Origin of the sequence: Amycolatopsis saalfeldensis, from assembly GCF_900110575.1 — a bacterium.
GTDB classification, from domain to species: Bacteria; Actinomycetota; Actinomycetes; order Mycobacteriales; family Pseudonocardiaceae; genus Amycolatopsis; species Amycolatopsis saalfeldensis.
Genome location: NZ_FOEF01000044.1, coordinates 1 through 21,341, shown reverse-complemented (window position 1 = coordinate 21,341; position 21,341 = coordinate 1). Strand labels below are relative to the sequence as shown.

General features: G+C 70.7%; 28 protein-coding genes and 1 tRNA gene. 17 read left to right on the top strand and 12 right to left on the bottom strand.

Going from position 1 to position 21,341, the window contains the following annotated elements; all coding sequences use genetic code 11:
• Nucleotides 1–271: 271 nt before the first annotated feature.
• Nucleotides 272–415, bottom strand: coding sequence for a SapB/AmfS family lanthipeptide (locus BMY97_RS44620; RefSeq protein ID WP_091629618.1), 144 nt, complete (start codon nucleotides 413–415; stop codon nucleotides 272–274).
• A 28-nt stretch (nucleotides 416–443) separates the two neighbouring features.
• Nucleotides 444–3,002, bottom strand: a complete 2,559-nt coding sequence (lanKC, locus tag BMY97_RS44615; RefSeq protein ID WP_091629616.1) for a class III lanthionine synthetase LanKC — start codon at nucleotides 3,000–3,002, stop codon at nucleotides 444–446.
• A 448-nt stretch (nucleotides 3,003–3,450) separates the two neighbouring features.
• On the opposite strand from lanKC, the gene BMY97_RS44610 reads away from it, so the two are divergent.
• The 3 genes from BMY97_RS44610 to BMY97_RS44600 all read left to right on the top strand — a co-directional run bounded on the left by BMY97_RS44610 (nucleotide 3,451) and on the right by BMY97_RS44600 (nucleotide 4,733).
• Nucleotides 3,451–3,816, top strand: coding sequence for a hypothetical protein (locus BMY97_RS44610; protein WP_091629615.1), 366 nt, complete (start codon nucleotides 3,451–3,453; stop codon nucleotides 3,814–3,816).
• Nucleotides 3,800–4,213: a hypothetical protein gene (locus BMY97_RS44605; RefSeq protein WP_091629613.1), complete on the top strand. Its 414-nt coding sequence runs from the start codon at nucleotides 3,800–3,802 to the stop codon at nucleotides 4,211–4,213. Before BMY97_RS44610 ends, BMY97_RS44605 begins: the two co-directional genes overlap by 17 nt.
• 136 nt (nucleotides 4,214–4,349) lie before the next feature.
• Entirely contained in the window at nucleotides 4,350–4,733 is a 384-nt protein-coding gene (locus tag BMY97_RS44600) for a DUF427 domain-containing protein (protein ID WP_091629612.1), read from the top strand.
• A gap of 674 nt (nucleotides 4,734–5,407) precedes the next feature.
• On the opposite strand, the gene BMY97_RS44595 is transcribed toward BMY97_RS44600, so the two are convergent.
• Both BMY97_RS44595 and BMY97_RS44590 read right to left on the bottom strand, forming a co-directional pair.
• Entirely contained in the window at nucleotides 5,408–5,767 is a 360-nt protein-coding gene (locus tag BMY97_RS44595) for a hypothetical protein (RefSeq protein ID WP_143086519.1), read from the bottom strand.
• Between the two features lie 86 nt (nucleotides 5,768–5,853).
• On the bottom strand, nucleotides 5,854–7,437 hold the full coding sequence (locus BMY97_RS44590; protein ID WP_091629608.1) for an alpha/beta hydrolase: 1,584 nt from the start codon (nucleotides 7,435–7,437) through the stop codon (nucleotides 5,854–5,856).
• A gap of 231 nt (nucleotides 7,438–7,668) precedes the next feature.
• Between BMY97_RS44590 and BMY97_RS44585 the strand changes: the two genes are divergently transcribed.
• A complete protein-coding gene (locus BMY97_RS44585) occupies nucleotides 7,669–9,153 on the top strand; it encodes an alpha/beta hydrolase (protein ID WP_091629606.1) in 1,485 nt (494 codons plus the stop codon).
• Between the two features lie 190 nt (nucleotides 9,154–9,343).
• A complete protein-coding gene (locus tag BMY97_RS44580; RefSeq protein WP_091629605.1) occupies nucleotides 9,344–9,976 on the top strand; it encodes a hypothetical protein in 633 nt (210 codons plus the stop codon).
• Between the two features lie 29 nt (nucleotides 9,977–10,005).
• Here BMY97_RS44580 and BMY97_RS44575 read toward each other — a convergent pair whose 3' ends face one another.
• From BMY97_RS44575 to BMY97_RS44565, 3 genes are read right to left on the bottom strand one after another with little or no spacing between them, the layout of a single operon-like run.
• Nucleotides 10,006–10,887, bottom strand: a complete 882-nt coding sequence (locus BMY97_RS44575) for a carboxymuconolactone decarboxylase family protein (protein WP_091629603.1) — start codon at nucleotides 10,885–10,887, stop codon at nucleotides 10,006–10,008.
• Entirely contained in the window at nucleotides 10,884–12,110 is a 1,227-nt protein-coding gene (locus BMY97_RS44570) for an RNA polymerase sigma factor (protein WP_091629602.1), read from the bottom strand. The genes BMY97_RS44575 and BMY97_RS44570 overlap by 4 nt, the downstream gene beginning before the upstream one ends.
• Entirely contained in the window at nucleotides 12,107–12,484 is a 378-nt protein-coding gene (locus BMY97_RS44565; RefSeq protein WP_245787816.1) for a YciI family protein, read from the bottom strand. The genes BMY97_RS44570 and BMY97_RS44565 overlap by 4 nt, the downstream gene beginning before the upstream one ends.
• Nucleotides 12,485–12,696: 212 nt before the next feature.
• On the opposite strand from BMY97_RS44565, the gene BMY97_RS44560 reads away from it, so the two are divergent.
• A tRNA-Lys gene (locus BMY97_RS44560) sits at nucleotides 12,697–12,772 on the top strand.
• A gap of 438 nt (nucleotides 12,773–13,210) precedes the next feature.
• Here BMY97_RS44560 and BMY97_RS44555 read toward each other — a convergent pair.
• Complete coding sequence (locus BMY97_RS44555; protein WP_091629598.1) at nucleotides 13,211–13,561, bottom strand: DoxX family protein; 351 nt, start codon at nucleotides 13,559–13,561, stop codon at nucleotides 13,211–13,213.
• A 70-nt stretch (nucleotides 13,562–13,631) separates the two neighbouring features.
• The gene (locus BMY97_RS44550) at nucleotides 13,632–14,273 is read right to left on the bottom strand and encodes an NAD(P)-dependent oxidoreductase (protein ID WP_091629597.1); all 642 of its coding nucleotides are present in this window, start codon (nucleotides 14,271–14,273) and stop codon (nucleotides 13,632–13,634) included.
• Between the two features lie 39 nt (nucleotides 14,274–14,312).
• On the opposite strand from BMY97_RS44550, the gene BMY97_RS44545 reads away from it, so the two are divergent.
• Nucleotides 14,313–14,792: a MarR family winged helix-turn-helix transcriptional regulator gene (locus BMY97_RS44545; RefSeq protein ID WP_091629595.1), complete on the top strand. Its 480-nt coding sequence runs from the start codon at nucleotides 14,313–14,315 to the stop codon at nucleotides 14,790–14,792.
• Nucleotides 14,793–14,846: 54 nt separating this feature from the next.
• Nucleotides 14,847–15,302, top strand: coding sequence for a MarR family winged helix-turn-helix transcriptional regulator (locus BMY97_RS44540; RefSeq protein ID WP_091629594.1), 456 nt, complete (start codon nucleotides 14,847–14,849; stop codon nucleotides 15,300–15,302).
• Here BMY97_RS44540 and BMY97_RS48980 read toward each other — a convergent pair.
• A complete protein-coding gene (locus BMY97_RS48980) occupies nucleotides 15,289–15,402 on the bottom strand; it encodes a DUF1345 domain-containing protein (protein WP_245787814.1) in 114 nt (37 codons plus the stop codon). The genes BMY97_RS44540 and BMY97_RS48980 overlap by 14 nt on opposite strands.
• Before the next feature lie 231 nt (nucleotides 15,403–15,633).
• On the opposite strand from BMY97_RS48980, the gene BMY97_RS49755 reads away from it, so the two are divergent.
• Nucleotides 15,634–15,885, top strand: coding sequence for a fibronectin type III-like domain-contianing protein (locus tag BMY97_RS49755; RefSeq protein ID WP_091629592.1), 252 nt, complete (start codon nucleotides 15,634–15,636; stop codon nucleotides 15,883–15,885).
• Between the two features lie 49 nt (nucleotides 15,886–15,934).
• Nucleotides 15,935–16,822, top strand: coding sequence for an alpha/beta fold hydrolase (locus BMY97_RS44525; RefSeq protein WP_091629590.1), 888 nt, complete (start codon nucleotides 15,935–15,937; stop codon nucleotides 16,820–16,822).
• A gap of 30 nt (nucleotides 16,823–16,852) precedes the next feature.
• On the opposite strand, the gene nshR is transcribed toward BMY97_RS44525, so the two are convergent.
• Complete coding sequence (nshR, locus tag BMY97_RS44520; protein WP_091629588.1) at nucleotides 16,853–17,659, bottom strand: NshR/TsnR family 23S rRNA methyltransferase; 807 nt, start codon at nucleotides 17,657–17,659, stop codon at nucleotides 16,853–16,855.
• Between the two features lie 194 nt (nucleotides 17,660–17,853).
• On the opposite strand from nshR, the gene BMY97_RS44515 reads away from it, so the two are divergent.
• From BMY97_RS44515 to BMY97_RS44490, 6 genes are read left to right on the top strand one after another with little or no spacing between them, the layout of a single operon-like run.
• Nucleotides 17,854–18,327 carry an Asp23/Gls24 family envelope stress response protein gene (locus BMY97_RS44515; protein WP_091629586.1) on the top strand — a complete coding sequence of 158 codons (474 nt, stop codon included), beginning with the start codon at nucleotides 17,854–17,856 and terminating at the stop codon, nucleotides 18,325–18,327.
• A 14-nt stretch (nucleotides 18,328–18,341) separates the two neighbouring features.
• Nucleotides 18,342–18,632 (top strand): hypothetical protein, encoded by a 291-nt coding sequence (locus tag BMY97_RS44510; RefSeq protein WP_245787813.1) that lies wholly within the window; start codon nucleotides 18,342–18,344, stop codon nucleotides 18,630–18,632.
• Complete coding sequence (locus tag BMY97_RS47620; RefSeq protein ID WP_091629582.1) at nucleotides 18,629–18,805, top strand: hypothetical protein; 177 nt, start codon at nucleotides 18,629–18,631, stop codon at nucleotides 18,803–18,805. The genes BMY97_RS44510 and BMY97_RS47620 overlap by 4 nt, the downstream gene beginning before the upstream one ends.
• 4 nt (nucleotides 18,806–18,809) lie before the next feature.
• Nucleotides 18,810–19,199, top strand: a complete 390-nt coding sequence (locus BMY97_RS44500) for an Asp23/Gls24 family envelope stress response protein (protein WP_091629580.1) — start codon at nucleotides 18,810–18,812, stop codon at nucleotides 19,197–19,199.
• Complete coding sequence (locus BMY97_RS44495) at nucleotides 19,196–19,723, top strand: DUF6286 domain-containing protein (RefSeq protein WP_091629578.1); 528 nt, start codon at nucleotides 19,196–19,198, stop codon at nucleotides 19,721–19,723. The genes BMY97_RS44500 and BMY97_RS44495 overlap by 4 nt, the downstream gene beginning before the upstream one ends.
• Nucleotides 19,720–20,295, top strand: a complete 576-nt coding sequence (locus BMY97_RS44490) for an alkaline shock response membrane anchor protein AmaP (RefSeq protein WP_091629577.1) — start codon at nucleotides 19,720–19,722, stop codon at nucleotides 20,293–20,295. Before BMY97_RS44495 ends, BMY97_RS44490 begins: the two co-directional genes overlap by 4 nt.
• 5 nt (nucleotides 20,296–20,300) lie before the next feature.
• On the opposite strand, the gene BMY97_RS44485 is transcribed toward BMY97_RS44490, so the two are convergent.
• Nucleotides 20,301–20,555: a hypothetical protein gene (locus BMY97_RS44485; RefSeq protein WP_091629575.1), complete on the bottom strand. Its 255-nt coding sequence runs from the start codon at nucleotides 20,553–20,555 to the stop codon at nucleotides 20,301–20,303.
• 207 nt (nucleotides 20,556–20,762) lie between these two features.
• Between BMY97_RS44485 and BMY97_RS44480 the strand changes: the two genes are divergently transcribed.
• The coding region (locus BMY97_RS44480) for a fasciclin domain-containing protein (RefSeq protein WP_091629574.1) at nucleotides 20,763–21,341 on the top strand (579 nt) is incomplete at its 3' end.

Sequence of the window (21,341 nt, the reverse complement as noted above, 5' to 3'; positions counted from 1 at the left end):
TATCTCGGAACTCCGGGAGCAAGCCCGGCCAAGCCTCGACCCCGAGCCAGCGCCCCTGAGCCAGCGATCCCGAGCCGATGAACCGAGCCGACCCCGAGCCGATGAACCGAGCCGACTGAACCCGAGCCGGTGAACCCGGCCCGCCGGTCTCAGCCCAGCGAGCTCAACCCGGTGTCCGGAAGCGTGCGGCGGGGCAGAATGAGCAGTGCGGGAGCGGCGCACTTGGCCTGTGCCGCTCCCGCACCTGTTCACGGGGTCAAACGCAGGTGGTTCAGTGGCAGGTCAGCAGGCTGAGCGTGCTGTTGGTGCAGGAGGCCAGCAGGCTCAGGTTGCTCGGCGCGCCGCCCCCGCCGCCGCCGTGGCCGTCGAGGGCCTCGGGGGCTTCAAGGGCCTGCAGCTCCAGAACCAGTTCCATGGTGTTCCCTTCTCTTGTTCCGCCGGTCTCAGTGGCCGGAGGTGTGGGGGGACGGCGTGCGGCCGAGGAACGGCAGCACCTCCTTGCCGTCCAGGAGAGCCGACAGGGCGAGCAGGATGCCCGCGCCGCCGGTGGTGACGTCCATCGAGAGGCGCAGCAGCTGGTTCCCGGGGAAAGCGAGGCCGCCGCGGAACGGGACCGCGTGCCAGGCGAGGCGGGCCAGGTGCAGGTCGATGGCTTCACGGATCCGCGGGGCCGGATCGGCGCCGAAGGACAGCGCGGTCGCGAGCCCGCACCGGCCGTAGAGCAGGCCGGGGTGGATCACGAACTCGCCGCGGCACGATTCGCGCAGGCCGGGCAGGCTTTCGCCGACGGTGGCGCCCGGTTCGTGGCGCACGAGCTGCTCCGCGACCATCAGGATGCCCGCGCTGCCGATGCCGGCGTACGGGAGCGTGCGCCGTTCGCCGTCGCGGACCTGCAACGACGCGTCGTCGGCCAGCACGCATTCCTCGAGGTCGCGCTGCAGGGCCTGGTCGGCGAACGCAAGCCACGCGCGTTCACCCGTGCGCTCGAACAGTCGGATGAACAGCAGCGCCGGGCCCGTCCAGCCGCTGAGCAGGCCCGCCCGCGCGAACTTGCCGGGCGGCGCCGCCGTCTCCAGTCCCTCGCCGAGGCGGACGGCGGTGCTCAGGGCCTGCCGGCCGAACTCGTTGTCGCCGCGGCTGACCGCGAAGTGCAGCTGCGTCAGGCCGATCCCGGCCAGCCCGCCCTCGAGCGCGTGGTCCGTGGTCTGCTCGACCAGCTGGCGCGACGCCGTGAGCAGCGCCGTCGCCGCCTTGTGGTGGCCGAAATTCTCCAGCACATAGGCGATTCCGTGGCTGCCGTCATAGAACCCGGGCCGCGTGGGCGGCTCGCGGCGCACGGCGTCGAGCAGCCACTGCTCGTGCTCCGGAAAACGGCCGGCGCCGGCGACGTCGAGCGCGTGCAGCACCCCCGCCGCCCCGACGCCGAAGCAGGCGCCGCCCACGCGGAACTGCTCGATGTCGCCGGGGAACAGCCGGTCGGTGCGCTCCGGCGTCGCCGTCGCCAGCACCGCCTCGGCGATCTGCTTGCGGACCAGCGACCAGTCGGGCCGGTCCTCGGCGAGTTCGGTGTGCGTCGACGCCGGTGGCATCGGCGTCGTCCGCGGGCCGAGGACGTCGACCAGCTCGTCGGCATAGCCGGCAGGCAGCGCGAAGCGGCGTTCGACGAACTCCGCCGCGCCGCGCAGCTTCGCCGGCGCCAGCTCCAGCAGCGTCGACAGCGGCAGGAAGATCCACAGCCTCAACGCGGCCATCGCGTGCCGGTCGATGTCGAAGCCGTGCCGGTCGGCCGGGGCGCGGAAGCCGGGGGCGCCGAGCGCGGGCCGCTCGCCGGACTCGACGTCGGCGGCCATTTCGAAGTCGATCAGTGCGACCTGGTCATCCTCGTCCACCAGGATGTTCAGCGCGTGCAGGTCGCCGAACACGATGCCGCGGCCGTGCAGGTCGCCGACGATCCGCTCGACCTCGGCGAGCACGGCCAGCGCGCGGTCGCGGTAGGCGTGCAGGTCGGCCTCGGTGCTGTCGCGGCGCGTGAGCGGGTAGTTCAGCGCGAGCCAGTTGCCGAGCGAGGTGCCCGGCATCCGCTCCATGGCCAGGTAGTGGTGCTCCCAGACGGTGAACCGCTCGTGCACGTCCGGAACGCCGGGAATGCCCGCCAGCCGCACTAGCACCTCGTGCTCCCGCCGCAGCCGGGCGACGGCGTCGACCAGCGCGCGGTCCAGGCCGGCGTGCGGCCGGGCCTCCTTCAGCACGACGGTCTCGCCGTCCGCCTCGCGTTCGGCCAGGTAGACGCCGCCGCCATTGGAAAAATGCAAGGAGCTGGTCACCCGGTACGGGAACTCGGCCGGGTCGCTCGCCTTGCGGGCCGCGAGGCTTTTGTCCAGGCAGATTGGAATATTCACCCAATCCGGTAAGGAAAAAGTGGGCTCCCGACGGTCCGGAACCAGCGTGCCGTCGGGTTTGCGGATCGCCAGCACCCGGTTGCCGTTGTGTTCGACCCAGCGCTCGGTGAAGCCACCGTAACGCGTGTAAAGTGGACCTTCGCCGTATCGGAGATCGCTCAGAATGTACGCCCCGTGTTCGCCGCGCAGCTCCTCGGAGAGCTCTTCGAGCACCCGGGCCAACTCGTTGTTGTCGGTCGGATAAATAGTGATGAGCTTGCCGCTGCCGTCGCGCGGTGCGTATTTCGAGTTCCGGGCCAGCAGGATCGCACGAGATCGTAGGTGCTTGTACGAGATCCGGTGGCCGACGCAGTACTCGTGCACCGCGGCCAGCACCCGACCTGCGTTGTCCATCCCGGCCGAGACGTGGATTTTCCAGCCCTGATCAGGAAGTTCGACCCCGCGGGGGTGCAGCACGCGCCAGATCCCGCGGGTGCCGGTGGTCCATCCGGCGCCGGCCGGGGGCAGTTCGGCGGCGAAATCGTCGGCGGGCTCTCCGGTTTCCCGCTGCTCGTCGAAGAACAGCGGATCGGCGAAGCAGAACGCTTCATACCGGATGTCCATGGACCGGCCCCCTACACGCGCTTTTCCGGATACTCAGCTCGTTGTTGTGACAAGAAATATTCCCGCACGGCGGAGGTGTCACGGCCAATCCGCCAACCCGGGGGTTCAACTGGGCTGATCAGGGGGGACAAAAGTGCCACCTGCCCCGGTCGAGGGGAACGCTGGGTGATTCCCCGGAGCCGGAAAACCACCCAGAAGAGGTGTAACACAATGCATTTCTGTCGTCCGTGCTGGTAGCCCACCCGGTCCCCCAAATGTACCCCGAAATTGGCGGATTGCCATCAGGTGGATTCGGTGATCTATTCACCGGCCCCGCCCTGGCCCGGGGCGCATCGAGTCCACACGGGACACCCGGCTCGTGGCCCGGGCCACGTCGGCGGGCCTCCGGCGGACCGGGGTGATCGGACCGGCGGGTAGTTTGGGCCGGGCGTGGCAGGAGGAGGAACGGGTGATTTTCGGTTTCGCGGTCGTGGTGGCGGTGTCCGCGCTGCTGGTCGCGTTGTGGAGCTTCGTGCAGTCGATGCGCAACAAGCTCCCGGACACCCTCCTGCTCGTGGCGCTCGGCGTGGTGGAGCTGCTGCTCGTCGCCCAGCTGGTGGTCGGCATCGTGCTGCTCGCGAGCGGCGAGAAGCCGGGCAGCGTCGCCACGTACCTGGCCTACCTGATCGGCTGCCTCGTGGTGCTGCCGGTCGGGGCGATGTGGGCGCTGGCCGAGCGGAGCCGGTCGAGCACGGTGGTGCTCGGCATCGCCTGCCTGGCCATCCCGGTGATGGTGCTGCGACTGAACGAGGTGTGGAGTGGAGCAAGCGCGTAGGACGGCCACGGGGCCTGGACGGGTCCTGGTCGCGGTGTACGCCATCTTCGCGTTGGCCGCGACGTCGCGCGCCGGCGTCCAGATCGGGACGAAGTTCCACGAAGCGCCGCTCGCGTACAGCCTGTCGGCGTTCGCGGCGGTGGTCTACCTCCTCGCGACGTTCGCCCTCGCCCGCGGCGGCGAACGGTGGTGGCGGGTCGCGCTGGTCTCGTGTTCGGTCGAACTGCTCGGCGTGCTGACCGTCGGGACGCTCAGCATCTTCGACAAGGCGGCCTTCCCGGACGCCACGGTGTGGTCGGTGTACGGCGAGGGCTACCTGTTCATCCCGGTGGTCCTGCCGGTGATCGGCCTGTACTGGCTCCGGCGGACGGCGCCGCGGCGGGTCGCGGCCGGCTGAGCTGGGTCGGCCCGAGCGTTCACGCGCCGTTTTTGTCGGTGGTCGCTCCTATGGTGGGAAGAGTCGGCGGCGGTCGCGGGTTGGTACCTGTGTCGGCGGCAGACCACCGGCCTCGGCGTTCGCGAAAGAGGAGACCATGACCCAGGCTAAGCAGCAGAAGATTCCCGGCCCGGACCACCCGATCACGGTCGAGCCGAACCCGTCGCGGGTGGTGGTGAAGGTCGGCGGCCAGGTCGTCGCGGACACCACCCGGTCCCAGGCCCTGTACGAGGCTGGATACCCCGCGGTGCAGTACATCCCGCGCGAGGACGTCGACCTGTCGGGCTTCGCCCGCACCGAGCACGAGACGTACTGCCCGTACAAGGGCAACGCTTCGTACTACAGCATCACGTCCCTCGGCGCGGACGGCGACAACGCGGTGTGGACGTACGAGGCACCGTACGACGCAGTCGCGGAGATCAAGGACCACCTCGCGTTCTACCCGAACAAGGTGACCGTCGAGGAGGTGCCCGCCGACTGACGGCAGACGGCCGCGGTTGTGGCAGAGGCGAAGCGGGCGGTCAGCGCTGGTCGGCAACCGCCCGCCATCGCCTGGCTTCGCTGGCGGCGGGCGGGTTTTCACGGCTGGTGGACGGGCTGAGGCCGATGTGGTGGGCCAGGGCCTGTGGCGGCTTGGTCGGGTGGAGGCAACACGCTTGGCTCCTGAGCCACTGTGGCCCTTGATCCGCGTCGCCCCAGCTGCTCCGACCTCGAAAACGCCGCGGCTGAGGCTTGACGAGGCATGCCCCGACATGTCGGGAACCCAGCCCGGCGAGGGCATCGTCACCTATCCGAGCGGCCGGTTGGTGTCGCCTACTTGGCTCGTCGAGGGCGCTGCCGCCTACTGGACCGGTCGGGTACTGGTGCCGCCTACTCGGCCTGGCGGGGTCGGTGTCGCCGATCCAGCGGGTCCGGGAGGGGCGCCGCCTACTGGCCTGGCGTCGGCCGCTGCCGCTTGCCCGAGTGGCGGGAGCAACAGTTGCCTGCCCGGCTGATGAGCGGCGCTGTTGCCTGCCCAACCTGACGGGAACGGGGGGGGCTGCCTACGCGGGCCGGAATGGGTGCGGCCGCCCATCCCAGCTGGTGGCGAGGGCGCTGCCTACCCCGGCCCGGCGAGCACCGCCGCCTACCCGATCAGATAGGGAGCAGCGCTGCTTACCCGGCCCACGAGCCGATCCCGTCCCAGGCGAACTCCAGTTCGCGGGCGGCCTCGCGGCCGAGCTGGGACGTGATGGCTCGGTGGGCGCTGAGCATCGTTCGCCGGCCGCCCCGTCGGTTGAGCTTGGCGCCGATCTCGCGGGTGCGCTGGTTGCCGGAGGGGGACAAAAAGCCTGGGTTGGCCCCGATCGCGGCGAGTTCGGCGAGGAGCTGGTCCGTGCGGTTGGCCTTGCCTCGACCGCTGATCGTGCCGTTGCCGCTCGGGGCGGCCGGAGCGTTCGACGGTGCTGGAAAGGCCGAGCCGGGATCGAGGTAGAGGCTCGGTTTCCGGCGCTTGAACCACTTGAACACAACCACCTCCAGCGGTCTGCCGGCCAAGGGCCGTCCGCTCGAATCGTGGCATACGGGCGACCGAGGTCGCCACCAAAGCGGGCCCGCGGCGGTCACGGGACGGGCAGCGGCAGACCGGGGACGCTCTGGTCCTGAGGCACGACACCGTCCACCAGGTAGTCCTCCACGACCTTGTCCACGGCCTGGTTGCCGCCGAGTGCGTAGATGCCGTGGTCGCCCTCGCCGGTGACGGTGATCATCCGCGAGTTCGCGAAGGCGGCGTGAGCCTTCCTCGCGCCTTCGATCGGTGTGGCCGGGTCGTGCTCGGACTGGACCATCAGCACCGGCGGCACGCCCTTGCCGTCCATCACCGGCAGCGGCCGGGGACTGCCGGTCCAGAAGGCGCAGACCTGGAACGGCATCCAGGCCGTGCTGTACAGCGTCACGCCGCGGTCGAGGTACTGCTGCGATCGACGGATCAGCGACTGGCGATCGCCCTGCCACGGCCCGTCGTTGCACAGGGTGGTGAACAGCGTGGCCAGCATCGAGTCGGACGCGTCGCCGGGGTCCGGCAGCGGGCCGGGCGCCTTCTCCGACAACGCGGTTTTCAGCGCCGTGCGGGCACCGCCTGTGGCCTGCTCCGACGCGCGGCCGTCGACCAGCGTCTTCGCCGTGACCAGGGTTTCGGCCACCTGCGGGAAGGTCACCTTGGCCTTGAGCGAGCCGATGAGGTAGTTGTCCAGCGTGGTCGGGCCGACCCGGCTGCCGTTCACCTCGAGCGGATTGCGGCTCAGCGCGTATCGCAGGCTTTCGTAGGTCTGCCGGGCCGCCTCGCCGTTGGCACCGAAGTGGTACTTGGCGTCGTAACGGGCCATCCAGGGGAGGAAGTCCTGGCGCCAGCGGCGTTCGTACCCGGCCGGCTGCCAGTTGAAGGAGTTCTGCCAGCTGGTGGTGAACTCGGTCGAGGAGTCCAGCACGAAGCGACCGGTCCGTTGCGGGAACTGCTGGGCGTAATGCGCTCCCAGCCAGGTGCCCGCCGAATACCCGATCCAGTTGACCTGCGCCCGGCCGAGCAGGACGCGCAGCAGGTCCAGGTCCTTGACGTTCTGGAACGTGCTGATCAGCGGGCCCAGCTCGCCGGCGGCCGTACGGCAGGAGTTCGCGACGTACTGGACCGCGTCCACGATCAGGTTCAGGTTCCGCGGGTCGCGGTCGCGCGGGTCCAGGTCCGCGCCGGTACTGCCCGCGCCGCCGCAGGTGACGTTGGTGCTCTTGCCGGTGCCGCGGGTGTCGACGCCGATGATCTCCTGGTGCTCGCGCAGCCGGCTCTGGCCGCGCAACGAGACCGGGAACCAGCGCCCGGGCCCGCCGGGGCCGCCCGGGTTGGTCAGGACCGACGCCGTCGTCGCGCCGGTGGACCTGAGCCGGCTGACCGCGATGGTCAGGTCCTGCCGCTCGTCCGGCCGGTCCCAGTCCCGAGGGGTGCGGAACGCGCCGCACTCGAGGTCCTTGATGTCGGTGCCCGGCGGCAGGTCGGTCAGCTCGGCGGCGGCGCAGGGCACCCAGCCCAGCGACTGTCCGGTGTAGCGGTCGGGGATGTTCGTGGTGTTCAGCGGGGCGGCCGACGCCGGCGTCATCCCGGCGATCAACCCGACCACCGCCAACGGGACCACCAAGGCGAAGCGCAGTCTCCTCATCTTCTTCCTTTCAGCGCGAACCTGGAATTTGCATTTGGACGCTAGTACGAGCTGGTCAGAGGCCGCATCAACCGTAGGTCTCATAATCAATGGAACGGCACACTTCTATTTCGTTTCCAGGAATCGATGAGGGCCTTTCGGCCTGGTTTGGTGCCCGTTCCGGTGCTGGGGGTGGCCGGTCGTGGTGGTGCGTGTTACTGATGGGGTGTTGATCTTTTCGGGAGGGGAAGCATGACTGCGCGAGGGCTGTGCCTGGCCGTAACGGCCGGTTTGGGTGCCGCATTGCTGGCCGCGGCGCCGGTTTCGGCTGCGCCGGCGGCCGGGGTCAAGTGGGCGGCGTGCCCACCGGATCTGGGCGCGCCGCGGGGGACCGGCTGCGCGAACATCAGCGTGCCGCTCGACTACGCCCAGCCGTCCGGCAAGCAGATCAGCCTCACGATGGCCGCGGCGGGCTCGCTCGACGCGCCGAACATCCTGATGGTCAACCCCGGCGGCCCCGGTGAGTCCGGCATCGGCACGGCCCAGCTCGTCTGGTCCTCGCTGCCGCCCGAGCTCGTCGACAAGTACCTGGTCGTCAGCTTCGATCCGCGCGGGGTCGGCGCCAGCTCGCCGGTGGACTGTGGTGACACCTCAGGCCTCTTCCCGACTCCCATGCCGCCCAACCGGCCCGCGAACGCCGACCAGGAGCAGAAGCGCCTGGACATCGCCCGGAAGGTGGCCGACGCGTGCGCGCAGCACGCGGGCGACCTGTTGCCGTACATCACCACGCAGAACGCGGCGCGCGACATGGACCGGATGCGGGTCGCGCTCGGCAAGGACAAGCTGGACTACCTGGGCTATTCGTACGGCACGAAGCTCGGCGCGACCTACGCGACGATGTTCCCCGCCACCAGCGGCCGGATCGTCCTGGACAGCGTCGTCGACCCGACGGTCAGCACCTACCAGACGGCGTACCAGCAGGACCCGGCCCTGCAGCGCCGCGCCGCGCAGTTCTTCGCGTGGGTCGGGGCGAACGACGCGAAGTACCACCTCGGCACCACTGGCGACGCGGTCGGCGGGGTGTGGAACACGATCCGCGACACGCTCGCCGCCCACCCCGCCGGCGACAAGGTGGGCAGCGAGGAACTGGACGAAACGCTGGCCTCGGCCATGTATGTCGACGCGAGCTGGCCGACCCTCGCCGACGCCGTCTCGCACTTCCACGCCGGCGATTCCGGCCCGCTCATCGGAGCCGCGGGCCAGCTCGCCCTGCAACGGGTGGACGGGGCCCAGCTCGCGTACAACTGCGCCGACGACAAATGGCCCGCGGATTGGCGAACCTGGCACACCGACACCGTGCGGGCCGACAAAAAAGCGCCGCTGTTCGCCTGGCTGAACACCTGGTATTCGGCTTCGTGCGCGTTCTGGAAGGCGCCGACCGCGCCGCCGATCGAGATCGGGTCCGGGAAGGCGCCGGCGGTCCTGCTGGTGCAGGCGAAAGACGATTCGGCCACCCCGGTCGAAGGCGCGTTGCACATGCAGCAGGCCATGCGCGGTTCCCGGCTGGTCCTCTCCGCGGGCGGAAACCACGGGCAATTCCTGTTCGACCAGAACGCCTGTGTGGACAAACCCGTCGTCGATTACCTGCTCACCGGCCGGCTCCCCGCGGCCGACGTGAAGTGCGCGGCCCCGCCGGCCTCGGCCTCGGCCCTCGCGGACAGGTTCGAGCAGGCCTGAGGGCAACCTTCCGTCTGGCCGCAAGCCCGGTGCAACGACGCCTGGTGCCTCACGTCTTCCCGTTCATAAAGGCTTTCAGCAGACGTGAACGGCGCGGCCGGAAATGCCGCTCAGGTGAAGAATGCCGCGGATTCCTCGGCTGTTCACGGGCCGGCCCAGGCCAAGGCCGGTTCGGTGGCCGGGAGTTCCGATGGCGGATCGTCCGGTGACGTCGACTGCAGCACGATCGGCGGGCAGGTCGGGCTGCACCGAGGCGTTCAACCTCATCACCGATTACTACGCGAAGCAGCCGAACGGCGAGGGCCCGGGCCGTCGCGTGCTCGACATCGAGGGGCACTGGGACTGCGCCAAGGCCGCGGACCCGGACGGCGCCCAGGGCGTGGTGTACTGCGGGAAGGACGGCGGCACCGGCTTCCGCATCGAGACCGCGCCGAGCAAGGGCACCGGGACCGCGCCGTCGAACCAGCGGTTCCCGAACACCACGCAGACGGTCCAGTTCACCGGTTACGACACCGCCGCGAACATGGCCCGATTCCAGCTGGTCACCTGGCAGCCGGGCGGCCCCGACAACGGCCACTTCGTGCCGGTTCCGGGCGACACCAAGGTTTACCGGCTGCCGCTGCGCGCGAACGAGCAGGTGCTCAGCGCGAGCACGCTGTGCTCGAACGATTCGGTCACTGTGGACGGTCAGGGCCGCGGCACCCAGCCGTGCACCCCGGAGCAGCTGATGCAGGCCCTCACCGGCGCGACCCCGCCGCTCGCCGAGATCCAGGTCGACGGGAACGACAGCATCGCCGTGGTCAAGGAGATCTACCAGCCGTAAGGGAGTTCCGGGAGGCGCAGCCCGGTCACTCAGTCCTGTCGCGTCCTCGGTTCCCGAACGGCGTCCTGACCGGCGTCGAACGCGCGCAGGGCGGCGCCGACCGCGGTGGCGACGGTGACCTCGAAAATCTGGTCCTCGCTCTGCCCAGCCGCCCTCAGCCGGGCGATGTCGTCGTCAGTCACTTTGTACGACGCGTCCCGCACGGTCTCGACGAAAGCTCGCCACAGCTCCGGGACGGCGGTGCCGGTCGCGGCGGCCCGGCGCAGGGCGGGATCGGTGGTCGCGGGTGCTTCCAGGACCGCGTGGCGAAGGTCCGCCACCGCGTCGCCGTGCTTCGTGCGGTCGCCGCCGGTGAGCAGGAAGCCGGGGAAGCGGTAGCCGAACCGGTGCAGCGCGCGCGTGCCGCTGTGCAGCTGGCCATCACGCAGCACGAACCCGAACGCGTTGGCCAGGCGGTTGACCACGTTCCACACGAGCTGAACCCGCAAGGCCTCCCGCACCGCCTGGGCGGGCAGCTCGGGGACGGCGGGGACGTGCCCGGGGTCGCGGTTGAGCGCGTCGAGGAATTCGCGGATCTGGCGGACCTCCGGACGGGCGGAGCCGGCGTCGTCCGGGTCGATCTCGCCGTGGGCGGCGAGCCGGACGATTTCAGCGTGGGTGACGATGCAGAACGGGCACTCGTGCCACGACGCGGTCGACATCGCCAGGAACTCCCGTTCCGCGGCCGTCCAGTACGAGGGGCCGCGCATCGCGTCGGCGGTCAGCTCCAGCAGCGGCCGGGCGAAGAAATCCGGACGGTACAACAGGGTTTTCACGATGTCGGGACTGTCCACACGCGACTGCAACGACGTGAGCGTGAAAAACGCCTTCGCACGGCGGCGGTGGCCGTGATCGAGAATGGACAGCCTCATGATGCCTCCGGGGTGTCGAGGGTGCGCAGGCGACCGGCCAGGAAACGCCGGTCGGCGGGGTTGGCGGCGAGTTCGTGCGCGCGCCGGTACGCCGCGGCCGCCGCTTCGGTCCGGCCCAGCCGGCGCAGCAGGTCGGCGCGGGCGGCGTGCAACAGGTGGTAGTTGTCGAGTCCGTCGATCCGGTCGAGCAGGACGAGGCCTTCGGCCGGATTGGTCGCCTCGGCCACGGCGACCGCGTGGTTGAGCGCCACGACCGGCGACGGCGCCACCGCGAGCAGTTCGGCGTACAGCGTGGCGATGCGCGGCCAGTCCGTCCGGTCCGCCGAGCGCGCCTGGACATGCAGGGCGGCGATCGCGGCCTGCAGTTGGTACGGGCCCGGCGCCCGCAGCCGCAGCGCCCGGTTCAGGAGGCCGAGGGCTTCGTCGATTTCGGCGCGGTCCCAGAGGGAACGGTCCTGCTCCGCCAGCAGGACCACCTCACCGGCGCCGTCGTAACGGGCGGCGGCGCGGGAATCGTGCAACAGCAGCAACGCGACCAGCCCGAGCGCCTCCGGCTCGTCCGGCATCAGGGTGGCGACGAGCTTGGCCAGGCGGATCGCCTCGGGGCACAGGGCGGACCGGCCGTGCTCGGCGGTGTAGCCCTGCGTGAAGATCAGGTAGACGACGGCGAGGACACCGGATAGCCGCTCGGGCAGCAGGTGGTCGGCGGGCACGTCCAGGGAGATCCCGGCGTCGCGGATCTTCCGTTTCGCCCGCACCAGACGCTGGGCCAGGGTGGATTCGGCGACCAGGAACGTCCGGGCGATCTGCCCGGCGGTCAGCCCGGCCACCGCCTGCAGCGTCAACGCGACCCGCGCGTCCTCGGCCAGCGCCGGGTGGCAGCAGGTGAAGATCAGGCTCAGCCGCTCGTCACCCACGTTGAGCAGGCTGCTCTCACCGGTCGGCGTCACCGCCTCTGCCGGCGCGGTTTGCGCGAGCTTCTCCCGGCCGAGCCGGGCCCGCCGGAGCCGGTCGATCGCGCAGTTGCGGGCCGCGGTCAGCAGCCAGGCGAGCGGGTCGTCCGGCACGGCGTCGCCCCATTTGCGCAAGGCCAGCGCGCAGGCGTCCTGCAGCGCGTCCTCGGCCAGCTCGAAGTCGCCCAGGACGCGGATCAGCGCCGCGAGCATCCGCGCGCGGTGCTCCCGGTAGACCCGCTCCACCACCGAGGCGGGCGACGCCGTCATTCGCCCGCGGCCGCCGGATCACCGAGCCGGTGGTCCAGGCCGGGAACGCCGGCGATCGGCCGGACCTCGATCGAGCCGACCGCGGCCATCGGGCACAGCGCGGCCAGCTCCAGCGCCTCGTCCAGGCCGGCGCAGTCGAGGATGTACGCGCCGCCGAGGTGCTCGTGGGTCTCGAGGTACGGCCCGTCGGTGATCAGTGTCTTCCCCTCCCGGACGCTGACGGTGGTAGCAGTGTGCTCACCCTGCAACGGATGCCCACCGACGAACGCACCACGGCGCCGGCACTCGTCGGCGAAGGCGTTCACGCTGGCCAGCGCGTCCTCGAAGCCGGGATCACCGGGCTCGGGCCGATCGCAGTCGTAGATCAACAACATGTACTGCACGGGTCCTCCGTCCCACCGGAACCAAGTCGGTCGAAGAGGATGACGAACAGACTGACCGTATCTCGACAGGCTGTCTCTTTCACCAGTCAACCGGCCCGCGCGGCCTGCGACCGGCGCTCCGCTTCGGCCGGCTTCTGGGGTCGCGTCCCAGGTGGCGCACCCCGGCCGTGCCGCATCGGGCGCCCCGCTAGACTCACCTCTGCGGGCCGCTAGCTCAGTTGGTAGAGCAAGGGACTTTTAATCCCTGGGTCCAGGGTTCGAGCCCCTGGCGGCCCACCATGGTTGAGCCGTTGACCTGCGGGAACGGCGGACTTGGCGCCCAGGGCTCAGATTTCGAGTCGGCCGCCAGTCCCTGCCGAGAGCGCGCGGCAGTTACCACCACGCGTCGGCAGCGGAGAGGGATCCGGGGCCGGTACATGTGGTCATAGCGCCCTCCGACCACGGACCTGCCGATCCTCTCTGCGGCTTCGCGTCGAGCGACTCCTTGAACTCGTGGCTGAACCGGCCGAGACGGCGGGGTGATCCCGTCGGGTGGTGAACAGGTACCGATCTCCTCCCTGATCTCATCGTCTGCTCACACCAATCCGGGCCGCCAGCCGGTGGCCCGCGGCCGGCTGAGCCTCCTCGCAGCCCCCATTGGCTCCTCGTCTCGACTGTCGTGTCCTCGTGGCTGCTGATGCCGTTCGGGCTTCGTCGATCTTGCCGACGTGAGCCCGGCTAGCGGAAACTCACCCCGAGGAGCACATCGGCCAGGCACAGCAAGAAGAATCCGCAAGCGAGTCCGAACTGGGCGGAGTAGTCCTGGGCGCGGATGTGGGTGTAGATCGCGCAGGTGAAGAACAGGACGAGGCCGAAGGCGGAGATCGTGCCCAGTGGGGGTAGGGCGAGCGAGCCGATCAGGACGCCGAGGGCGCCGGTGGCCTTCAGGGTGCCGATGGGGAAGACGAGCCAGCTTTCCGGTACGCCCGCGGTGGCCATGCCGGGGCGGATCGGGGCGAATCGCAGGAGGGCGGCGGTGCCGGAGAGGCCGCAGGTGACGACGACGAGCAGGGAGATGACGAGGTGCACGCCGGGCTCCTAAGCGCTGTGGCGGGAAAAGGCTTGTGAGTGGCCAGGACGGTGAGAACACTCACGAGCCCTAGTGGGCGATCGCGAGGTTGCGGCGGAAGGTGTCGGGCCGGGTGATCGTCGCCAGTAGGCAGGCGGCGGCGTCGGCTCGGCTGATTCGCCAGCCGCCGCGGACGGGGTGGTCGTAGGCGACGCGGTAGTCGCCGGTCGCGGGGCGGTCGGTGAGGAGGGGGCAGCCGATCGTGGTCCAGTCGAGATCGTTGCGGCGCAACAGATCGTGGGTCGTGGCGATGTCGGCGTAGTGCGTGCCGAGCCGGGCCTGCGCGAGCCGGCCCAGCACGTTCCGGGTGAACCAGCCGGCGCCGGGGTCGCGGTCCTCGCCTTCGCGCATCGCGATGCCGGCGACGCTCACCGCGACCAGGCGGCGGACGCCCGCGGTGGCCATCGCCGTGGTCAACGCGCGGGTTCCGGTGGAGACGATGCCGTCCTCCGACCGGCTGCGCGGGCCGAGCGCCGACACCACGGCGTCGGCGCCGGCCATCGCGTCGGCGAGTGCGTCGAGGTCAGGGCGGGTGAAGTCCACGGCCACGACGGGCACCGGCAGTCCGTCGGGCCGGCGGGCGACGGCGGTCACGTCGTGGCCCGCGGCCACGGCTTGGTCGAGGGCGAGGCGACCGATGCGGCCGGTCGCGGCGACGAGCACGAGTTTCACGGTTAGACTCCCTCGCATAACTTATCGGGAGAATATCATATGAATTCCGTATCGTCTCGCGCGCAGCGGCGAGCCATCACGGCCGTCAAGGAGTCACTGCGCGACCTGCGCAACCAGCTGTCGCTGCTGAACCACCAGGTCAGCTCGGCCGTGCGGCTCAAGGACGTCGACCTCGACTGCCTCGAGCTGATCCAGCGCACCGGCCCGCTCGGCCCGAGTGTGCTGGCGCGCACGGCCGGGCTGCACCCGGCGACGCTGACCGGGATCCTCGACCGGCTGCAACGCGGCGGCTGGATCGTCCGCGAACGCGATCCGGAGGCGGCCGACCGGCGGGCGATCACCGTGCGCGCGCTGCGTGACCGCAATGGCGAGCTGATCCGGCACTACGCGGGCATGAACACGGCGATGGACGCCATCTGTGCCGGCTACAGCGACGCCGAGCTCCAGTTCCTGGCCGACTTCCTCCGTCGCGTCACGGCGGCCGGCCACGACGCCACCGCCGAGCTGACGGCGGAGTGAGCAGACGTCGCATATACGTGTCGTTATATAAGGGACAGGGGATAGACTCCGGGAATGACAGCTGATCAGGACGGGCCCAGCGGCGTCGAGTTCGCGATGCTGCTGCGGCGGGCGCAGCTGCGCAAGCAGCTGGCCTGCGAGGCCGCCCTGGCCCGGGTGGGGATGACGTTGCCGCAGTGGGGTGTGCTGCACGCTGTCGCGACCCAGCCGGATTCCTCGACGCACGCGCTGGCCCTGGTCACCGGGCAGTCCGATCAGTCCGCGGGCGCGGTGGTCGCCCGCCTCGAACAGCGCGGGCTGCTCGAACGCCGGCCCGGTGTCGGCAAAGCGATCCTGCACCGGATCACGCCGAAGGGCGATGAGCTGGAGCGAAGCTGCAACACCCTCGTCGAGGACGTGATGAGCCGGCTGCTCGCGGGCCTCGGCGAGCCGGCTCGCCGGGCGTTGCGGACGTCGTTGGAGTCGATCGCGGAGGCTGCCCACCCGGCGGCGGCGCTCAGAGCCCGGTGATCACGCCGATCACGATCCCGAGCACCGCGGTGTTGTAGGAGAACGACAGGATTCCGTGGGTCAGCACGGTGCAGCGGATCCGGCGGTCCTGAACCTCCACATCGGACGCGGCGAAGGAAGCCCGACGGTGAAGGAGAAGTACGCGAAGTCCGTCAGGTTCGGCCGGTCGGTCCAGCAGCAGCCACGCCATCGCCACGGTCGCCCCGAACCCCGGTCCGGCGGCCGAGCAGGCTGTGCGGCCACCAGCAACAGCACGCGGCCAGCTGGTTCGTCACCACCACCCAGGCGATGCCGACCGCCAGCAGCGGCACCTCGATGACCTGGTAGCCGTATTTCCACAGCCTGCTCGGACCGAGCCTGGACGTGCGGGAGCCGCAGGCGGTGCGAGCGCTGGCGGGCTACGAAAAGGTCACCCTGCGCCCCGGGGGAGAGCCGCCGGATCACCATTCCCGTCGACCCCGCCCGGCTGCGTTACTGGAACACCGCGGCCAACGGCTGGGTGACCGGCACCGGGACCCGCACCGTCTATTTGGGACAGTCTTCGGCGGACCTGCCACTGCACGCCGACGTCACCATTCGCTGACGACGGGTCCTAGACTCGGCTGCTCCGGGTACGGATCAGGGAGCAGCCCATGAGCAAGATCGACCAGACCATCGAGATTCCCCACCTCGGCGGGTCGAAGATCGGGTACACCTTCGGCAGACCGTACGACCCCTCGCTGCCGACGCTGGTCCTGGTCAATTCGTTCTCCACCTCCGCCGAGCTGTACCGGCCGCAGTTCGCCGATCCGGTGCTCGGGTCCGCGGCCAACCTGCTCGCGCTGGAGCCCTACGGGCACGGCCGCACGCGGGCGGCGTACCCGCATTTCACGTACTGGGACAGCGCGATCGCGAACCTGCAGGTCCTCGCGGCCCTCGGCATCGGCGAGGCCTTTGTGCTCGGCACCTCGCAGGGCGGCTGGATGGCGGCCCGCATGGCGCTGCTCGCCCCGGACGTCGTCAAGGGCCTGCTGCTGCTCGGCACCTCGATGGACTTCGAGAGCCCGCGCAGCCGTGACCTGGGGTGCTGGGACGCGTTCGCGGCCAACTCGGCGGTCATCGACGCGCTGGCCGAGCCGGTCGGCGACGACTGGGTCGTGCCGGACTTCTTCGTGGACGCGGTGCTCGCGTCGGGACTGGGCGGTGTCCCGGACGACGAGCGCGAGTTCTGGCTCGCCGCCCACCGCGCGAACTACGCCGGTGACGACGGGCGCCACCGGCTGCGCGTCAGCACCGTGAACCTGCGCGACCGCGACGGGCTCCACGGCAGGCTGGACGAGGTCCGCTGCCCCGTCCGGTGGTTGCACGGCACCGCGGACCAGGTCTACTCGGTGGCGAACGCCGAGGAGGAGATCCGGCTGTTCACCGGCTCGCCCGACGCCCGCCTCGAAGTCGTCGAGGGCGGGCAGCACTTCCTAAGCGCTTCGCACCCCGCGGAGACCGGCGCCGCCGCGGCCGGGTTCGTGAAGCACTGGGCTTGAGCCAGTTGGTCCACATAGGACTGTGGTGGCTCAGTCGGCGGTGACGTTCCGGCGGGTGCGCTCGTGCAGGGCGATGCCCGCCGAAACGGAGACGTTCAGCGACTCCGCCGAGCTGATCATCGGGATCGACACCGAGGTGGACGGGATGCCGCGGAAGCCGTCGGACGTGCCGGTCTTCTCGCTGCCGAACAGCAGGGCCAGGCGTTCGTCCTGGGCGCCGAGGTCGTCGACGGCCAGTTCGCCGTCCGCGTCGAAGATCATCAGTGACAGGCCGCTCTCGCGGATGTGCCCGATCGCCTCCTCGCGCGTGGCGAGCACGATGGGCAGGGAGAACACGTAACCGCGGCTGGCCCGGATCAGCCGCCGGTCGGCGATGCTGCCCAGGTCGCTGTCGACCAGCACGATGCCCGCGGCGCCGAGCGCGAACGAAGTCCGCACGATGGCGCCGATGTTCCCGACGATCTTCACCCCGTCGAGGACGACGACGTCGCCCGTGCGCTGCTGCACGTCACCGAAAGTGCCCGGCCGCGGAACGCGCGCGATGCCGAAGATCTTCGGCTTCCGCTCGCCCTTGAACAGGTGGTTGACCACCGTGGTGTCCATCAGCCGCACGGGCACGTTCCGCTCCGCGCAGGCGGCCAGCAGATCGGCTGGTACGGGCGTGTTTTCGCTCCCGTACACCTCGATGAACCCCAGCCCCGCGCCGAGGCACTGCAGGAGCGGCTCGGCGTCCTCGATCAGCGTCGTCTTGATGCTGGACCGCGACGGCTTGGTGACGTCGAGAATCCGCTGCACCGCGGGGTCGGATTTCTCCGTGATGAGTTCCAGCTCGGCCATGCCGGGCAGTCTATCCGCCCATTCCCGGCCGCCTCCCGCGCGGCGGCCGAACCGTCCACTGTGGATTTCACGGCTGAACGAGACGTGGACCACACGATCGGGTCGTGACGATCTCGCGTCGCCGGGGTCTATCTGGGTGTGGAGGAAGCCAAGACCTCCGCACCGACCGCCCGAGACGGACCTGAGGAGAAGTCATGACCGACACGGCCACGAAGAACACGGTTTCCGCTGGTGAGATGGAGAAGTCGGGTACCGGCGCGCTGAGCTCCTCGCACGGGGCGACGACCATCGCGGACACCGTGGTGCAGAAGGTCGCCGGCCTGGCCACCCGCGAGGTCCCCGGCGTGTACGACCTGGGTGGCGGCGCCGCCCGCGCGTTCAGCGCCATCCGCGAGCGCATCCCGGGCGCGTCCGCGTCCGCCGGCCAGGGCGTCTCCGTCGAGGTGGGGGAGAAGCAGGCCGCCGTCGACCTGCAGATCCTGGTGGAATACGGCGTCTCGATCGCCGATCTCTCGCGCTCGGTCCGCCGCAACGTGATCGGCGCCGTCGAGCAGATGACCGGGCTCGAGGTCGTCGAGGTCAACATCAACGTCTCCGACGTGCACATCCCCGGTGAGGGTGACGACGCCGAGGACTCCGGCTCCACCTCCACCGGCCGCGTGCAGTGAGCACCGGCGTCCTCGTGGATGCCGACCGCCTCGCCGCCGTCGTGTCGGCCCTGCCGGGAGTGGCCGGCCTGCACGGCGGCCGGTTCGGGGAGATCTCGACGTTCCTGCCCGGCCGCCGGATCCGCGGCGTCCGGGTCCGCGACGACCTGGTCACGATCGGCGTCGTCGCCCGTGACCCCGCCGCGGTGCCACGGCTCGGCGACGAGGTCCGCGCGGCGCTCGGCCCGCTCGGGCGACCCGTGGACGTGTGGGTCGGCGACGTCGCCGACCCGGCCGCTACCTCTCGTGAGGAGAAGAAGTCGTGAATTCGACCCAACTGGGGCTGCTGACCGGCCTCGCACTCGGCCTCGCCGCCGCGTTCGGCGGCTTCGGCGCCTTCCTGCTCGTGCTGGTCCTCGGCGCGCTCGGCCTGCTGGCCGGCCGGTTCCTCGACGGCAAGCTCGACCTGTCCCACCTGACCGGCCGCGACCGGGGCTGACCCCATGACCACCACGACCCTGCCCGCCGCCAGCGAGGTCGACGACCGCGGCGCGCTCACGATCAGCGACCGCGTGGTGGAGCGCATCGCCACGCAGGCGGTGACCGAGGTCGACGGCGCCGGCGGCTCCGCGACGCGGATGCTCGGCGTCGCCGTCGGCGGTGCGGACCTGGACCAGTCGGCCAAGGTGACCGCGCAGGTCCGCGGGGACACCGTGACGCTCGACGTCCGGCTCTCCATCGGCTACCCGCTGTCGGTCGCGAAGACCACGGAGGCCGCTCGCGAGCACCTGCGCCGCCGGACGGCGGAGCTGACCGGGCTCGCGGTGTCCCGCGTGGACATCACCGTCACCGCGCTTCCCACCAGCGCGGCCGAACCGAGGAGGGTGTTGTGAAACGCCGACCGCGGCGCAGTGCGCCGGCCACGCTGAGCGCGTTGGTGATCCTCGCCGTGTGTGTGCTCGCCGCGGCCGTCTCGGTCCAGCTGCTCCTCGGCGAGCGGCCGTGGATCAGCTACGCGGCGGTCACCGGCTGGCTCCACGGGCAGCACTGGACCGACCTGGTCCCCGCGGTCGCGGGCGGAGTGGCGGCGCTGCTCGGCCTGGTCCTGCTGCTCGCCGCGGTCCTGCCGGGTCGGGCGAGGGTGCTGCCGCTGCGCGGTGACCTCGACTCCGGGGCCTCGCGGCGCAGCTACCGGTCCACCCTGCGCGTGGCGGCGTCCACTGTGGACGGTATTAGCGGCGCGAAGCTGAAGCTCGGGGGACGCCGGGTGAAGGCCGTCGTGACCACGGCCCGCACCAGCACCGACGGGCTCGCCGACGCCGTGCGCACCGCCGTCGAGCAGCGCATCGGCCAGATCGACCCCGCCACCCCGCCGGCCGTGAAGGTCCGGCTCAAGACCTCCGGGAGCACGTCGTGACCGACCTCAACCGCCCGGCCCGGCTCAACCGCGGCCTGCTCGTGGTGCTGGGACTGGTGCTGCTCGCGGCCGGCGGGTTCGCCGTCGCGACGCACTTCCGGAAGCTCACGCTGCTGCGGCCGGACTCGCCGCTGATCCCCGGCACCGGCCTGCCGCCTGCCTGGGTGCTGTACGTGGTGGCCGGGGCCGCGATCGTGGTCGGGCTGCTGACGCTGCGGTGGCTCGCCGCCCAGCTCACCCGCAAGCCCCGTTCGCAGGTCTGGCGCTTCGAGGCCGACCCGGCCGAGGGGACCACGGCGCTCGCCGCGAGTGTGGCCGTCGAGCCGTTCGTCGCGGAACTCGCCGCCTGCCCCGGGGTGCACGACGCCCACGCGACCCTCGCCGGCCCGCACACCGCACCGCGGCTGGCGGCGGTGCTGAGCGTCGATCAGGACGGGGACCTGCCGGAGATCCGCCGTGAACTCGAGTCGACGGTGCTCCCGCGCCTGCGTCAGGCCCTCGACCTGGACGAACTGCCGGTGACGCTGGAGTTCCGGTTCTCGACGAAGACCCGTGGCGCGCGAATCGCCTGAACAGCTCAGTGGACCCGTGGCGGGCGGCGACGCTTGCGGCGGCTCGCCGCGACGGCGTCCACGATCCGGCCGAGGCCCCGGCGCCTGGTGACGAAGACGATTTCGTCCCGCGGGGCCTCGCGGCGCGCGTGGAACCGCGCCAGCTCGGCCGCGAACGTGTCCGGGTCGCCGCCGAAGTCCGGGTGGTGGGCGCGCACGAGACGGCGGTAGGCCGACTTCTCGGCCGCCGACCAGTCCCGGCCGGGCCCGTCCTCGCTCATCAGGTCCCCTCGCTGCGTTCCACCGGCCTTCGATAGTAAGCGCTCGGCCTGCGCGGCAGCACGTCAGCCGAAAGTGGACCGAGACCGGACCAATCCGTTCCGCCGGCAGACCCGAATCCCTGGCGAGAGAACACCGCGGCGTCGGAAAACCTGCGATGTCCCCCGGATCTTCGCCCCGAGTCTGTCCACTGTGAACGGAGAATTCCCGTGAAGTCCCTGCGTATCGCCGGCCTCGGCATCACCGCTGTCGCCGCCCTTGCCCTGTCCGCCTGCGGCAGCAGCACCGACAGCGGTTCGTCGGCGAGCAGCAACGCCCCGGCCCCCTCGTCCATGTCGGCCCCGTCGTCCAGTGACTCGGGTGCTTCCGGCGGCGTGACCACCAACGCCGACGTGTTCGGCCCGGCCTGCTCGCAGCTGCCGCAGGGCAGTGCGGCCGGCTCGCTGGACTCGATGGGCCCGCAGCCGGTCGCGTCGGCCGCCTCGACCAACCCGCTGCTGACCAAGCTGGTCGCCGCGGTCAAGGCCACCAACCTGGTCGACACGCTCAACAGCCAGTCCGCGATCACCGTCTTCGCGCCGGCCGACCCCGCCTTCGCGGCGCTGGGCGACGCGAAGTTCAACGAGCTGGCGAAGAACCCGAGCCAGCTGGCGCCGATCCTGCAGTACCACGTCCTGCCCAAGCGCTACGACGCCAAGGGCCTGGCCGCCGCCGGTGGCTCGGTCACCTCGCTCGACACCGCGGGCGGCCCGCTGAAGATCGAAGGCTCCGGCGACAACATGACCGTC

Coding starts and splice junctions, on each gene's coding strand:
- BMY97_RS44620 (WP_091629618.1), bottom strand. CDS start 415: ATGGAACTGGTTCTGGAGCTGCAGGCCCTTGAAGCCCCCGAGGCCCTC.
- lanKC (WP_091629616.1), bottom strand. CDS start 3,002: ATGGACATCCGGTATGAAGCGTTCTGCTTCGCCGATCCGCTGTTCTTC.
- BMY97_RS44600 (WP_091629612.1), top strand. CDS start 4,350: ATGACCCAGGCTAAGCAGCAGAAGATTCCCGGCCCGGACCACCCGATC.
- BMY97_RS44590 (WP_091629608.1), bottom strand. CDS start 7,437: ATGAGGAGACTGCGCTTCGCCTTGGTGGTCCCGTTGGCGGTGGTCGGG.
- BMY97_RS44585 (WP_091629606.1), top strand. CDS start 7,669: ATGACTGCGCGAGGGCTGTGCCTGGCCGTAACGGCCGGTTTGGGTGCC.
- BMY97_RS44580 (WP_091629605.1), top strand. CDS start 9,344: ATGGCGGATCGTCCGGTGACGTCGACTGCAGCACGATCGGCGGGCAGG.
- BMY97_RS44575 (WP_091629603.1), bottom strand. CDS start 10,887: ATGAGGCTGTCCATTCTCGATCACGGCCACCGCCGCCGTGCGAAGGCG.
- BMY97_RS44570 (WP_091629602.1), bottom strand. CDS start 12,110: ATGACGGCGTCGCCCGCCTCGGTGGTGGAGCGGGTCTACCGGGAGCAC.
- BMY97_RS44565 (WP_245787816.1), bottom strand. CDS start 12,484: ATGTTGTTGATCTACGACTGCGATCGGCCCGAGCCCGGTGATCCCGGC.
- BMY97_RS44545 (WP_091629595.1), top strand. CDS start 14,313: ATGAATTCCGTATCGTCTCGCGCGCAGCGGCGAGCCATCACGGCCGTC.
- BMY97_RS44540 (WP_091629594.1), top strand. CDS start 14,847: ATGACAGCTGATCAGGACGGGCCCAGCGGCGTCGAGTTCGCGATGCTG.
- BMY97_RS44525 (WP_091629590.1), top strand. CDS start 15,935: ATGAGCAAGATCGACCAGACCATCGAGATTCCCCACCTCGGCGGGTCG.
- nshR (WP_091629588.1), bottom strand. CDS start 17,659: ATGGCCGAGCTGGAACTCATCACGGAGAAATCCGACCCCGCGGTGCAG.
- BMY97_RS44515 (WP_091629586.1), top strand. CDS start 17,854: ATGACCGACACGGCCACGAAGAACACGGTTTCCGCTGGTGAGATGGAG.
- BMY97_RS44500 (WP_091629580.1), top strand. CDS start 18,810: ATGACCACCACGACCCTGCCCGCCGCCAGCGAGGTCGACGACCGCGGC.
- BMY97_RS44485 (WP_091629575.1), bottom strand. CDS start 20,555: ATGAGCGAGGACGGGCCCGGCCGGGACTGGTCGGCGGCCGAGAAGTCG.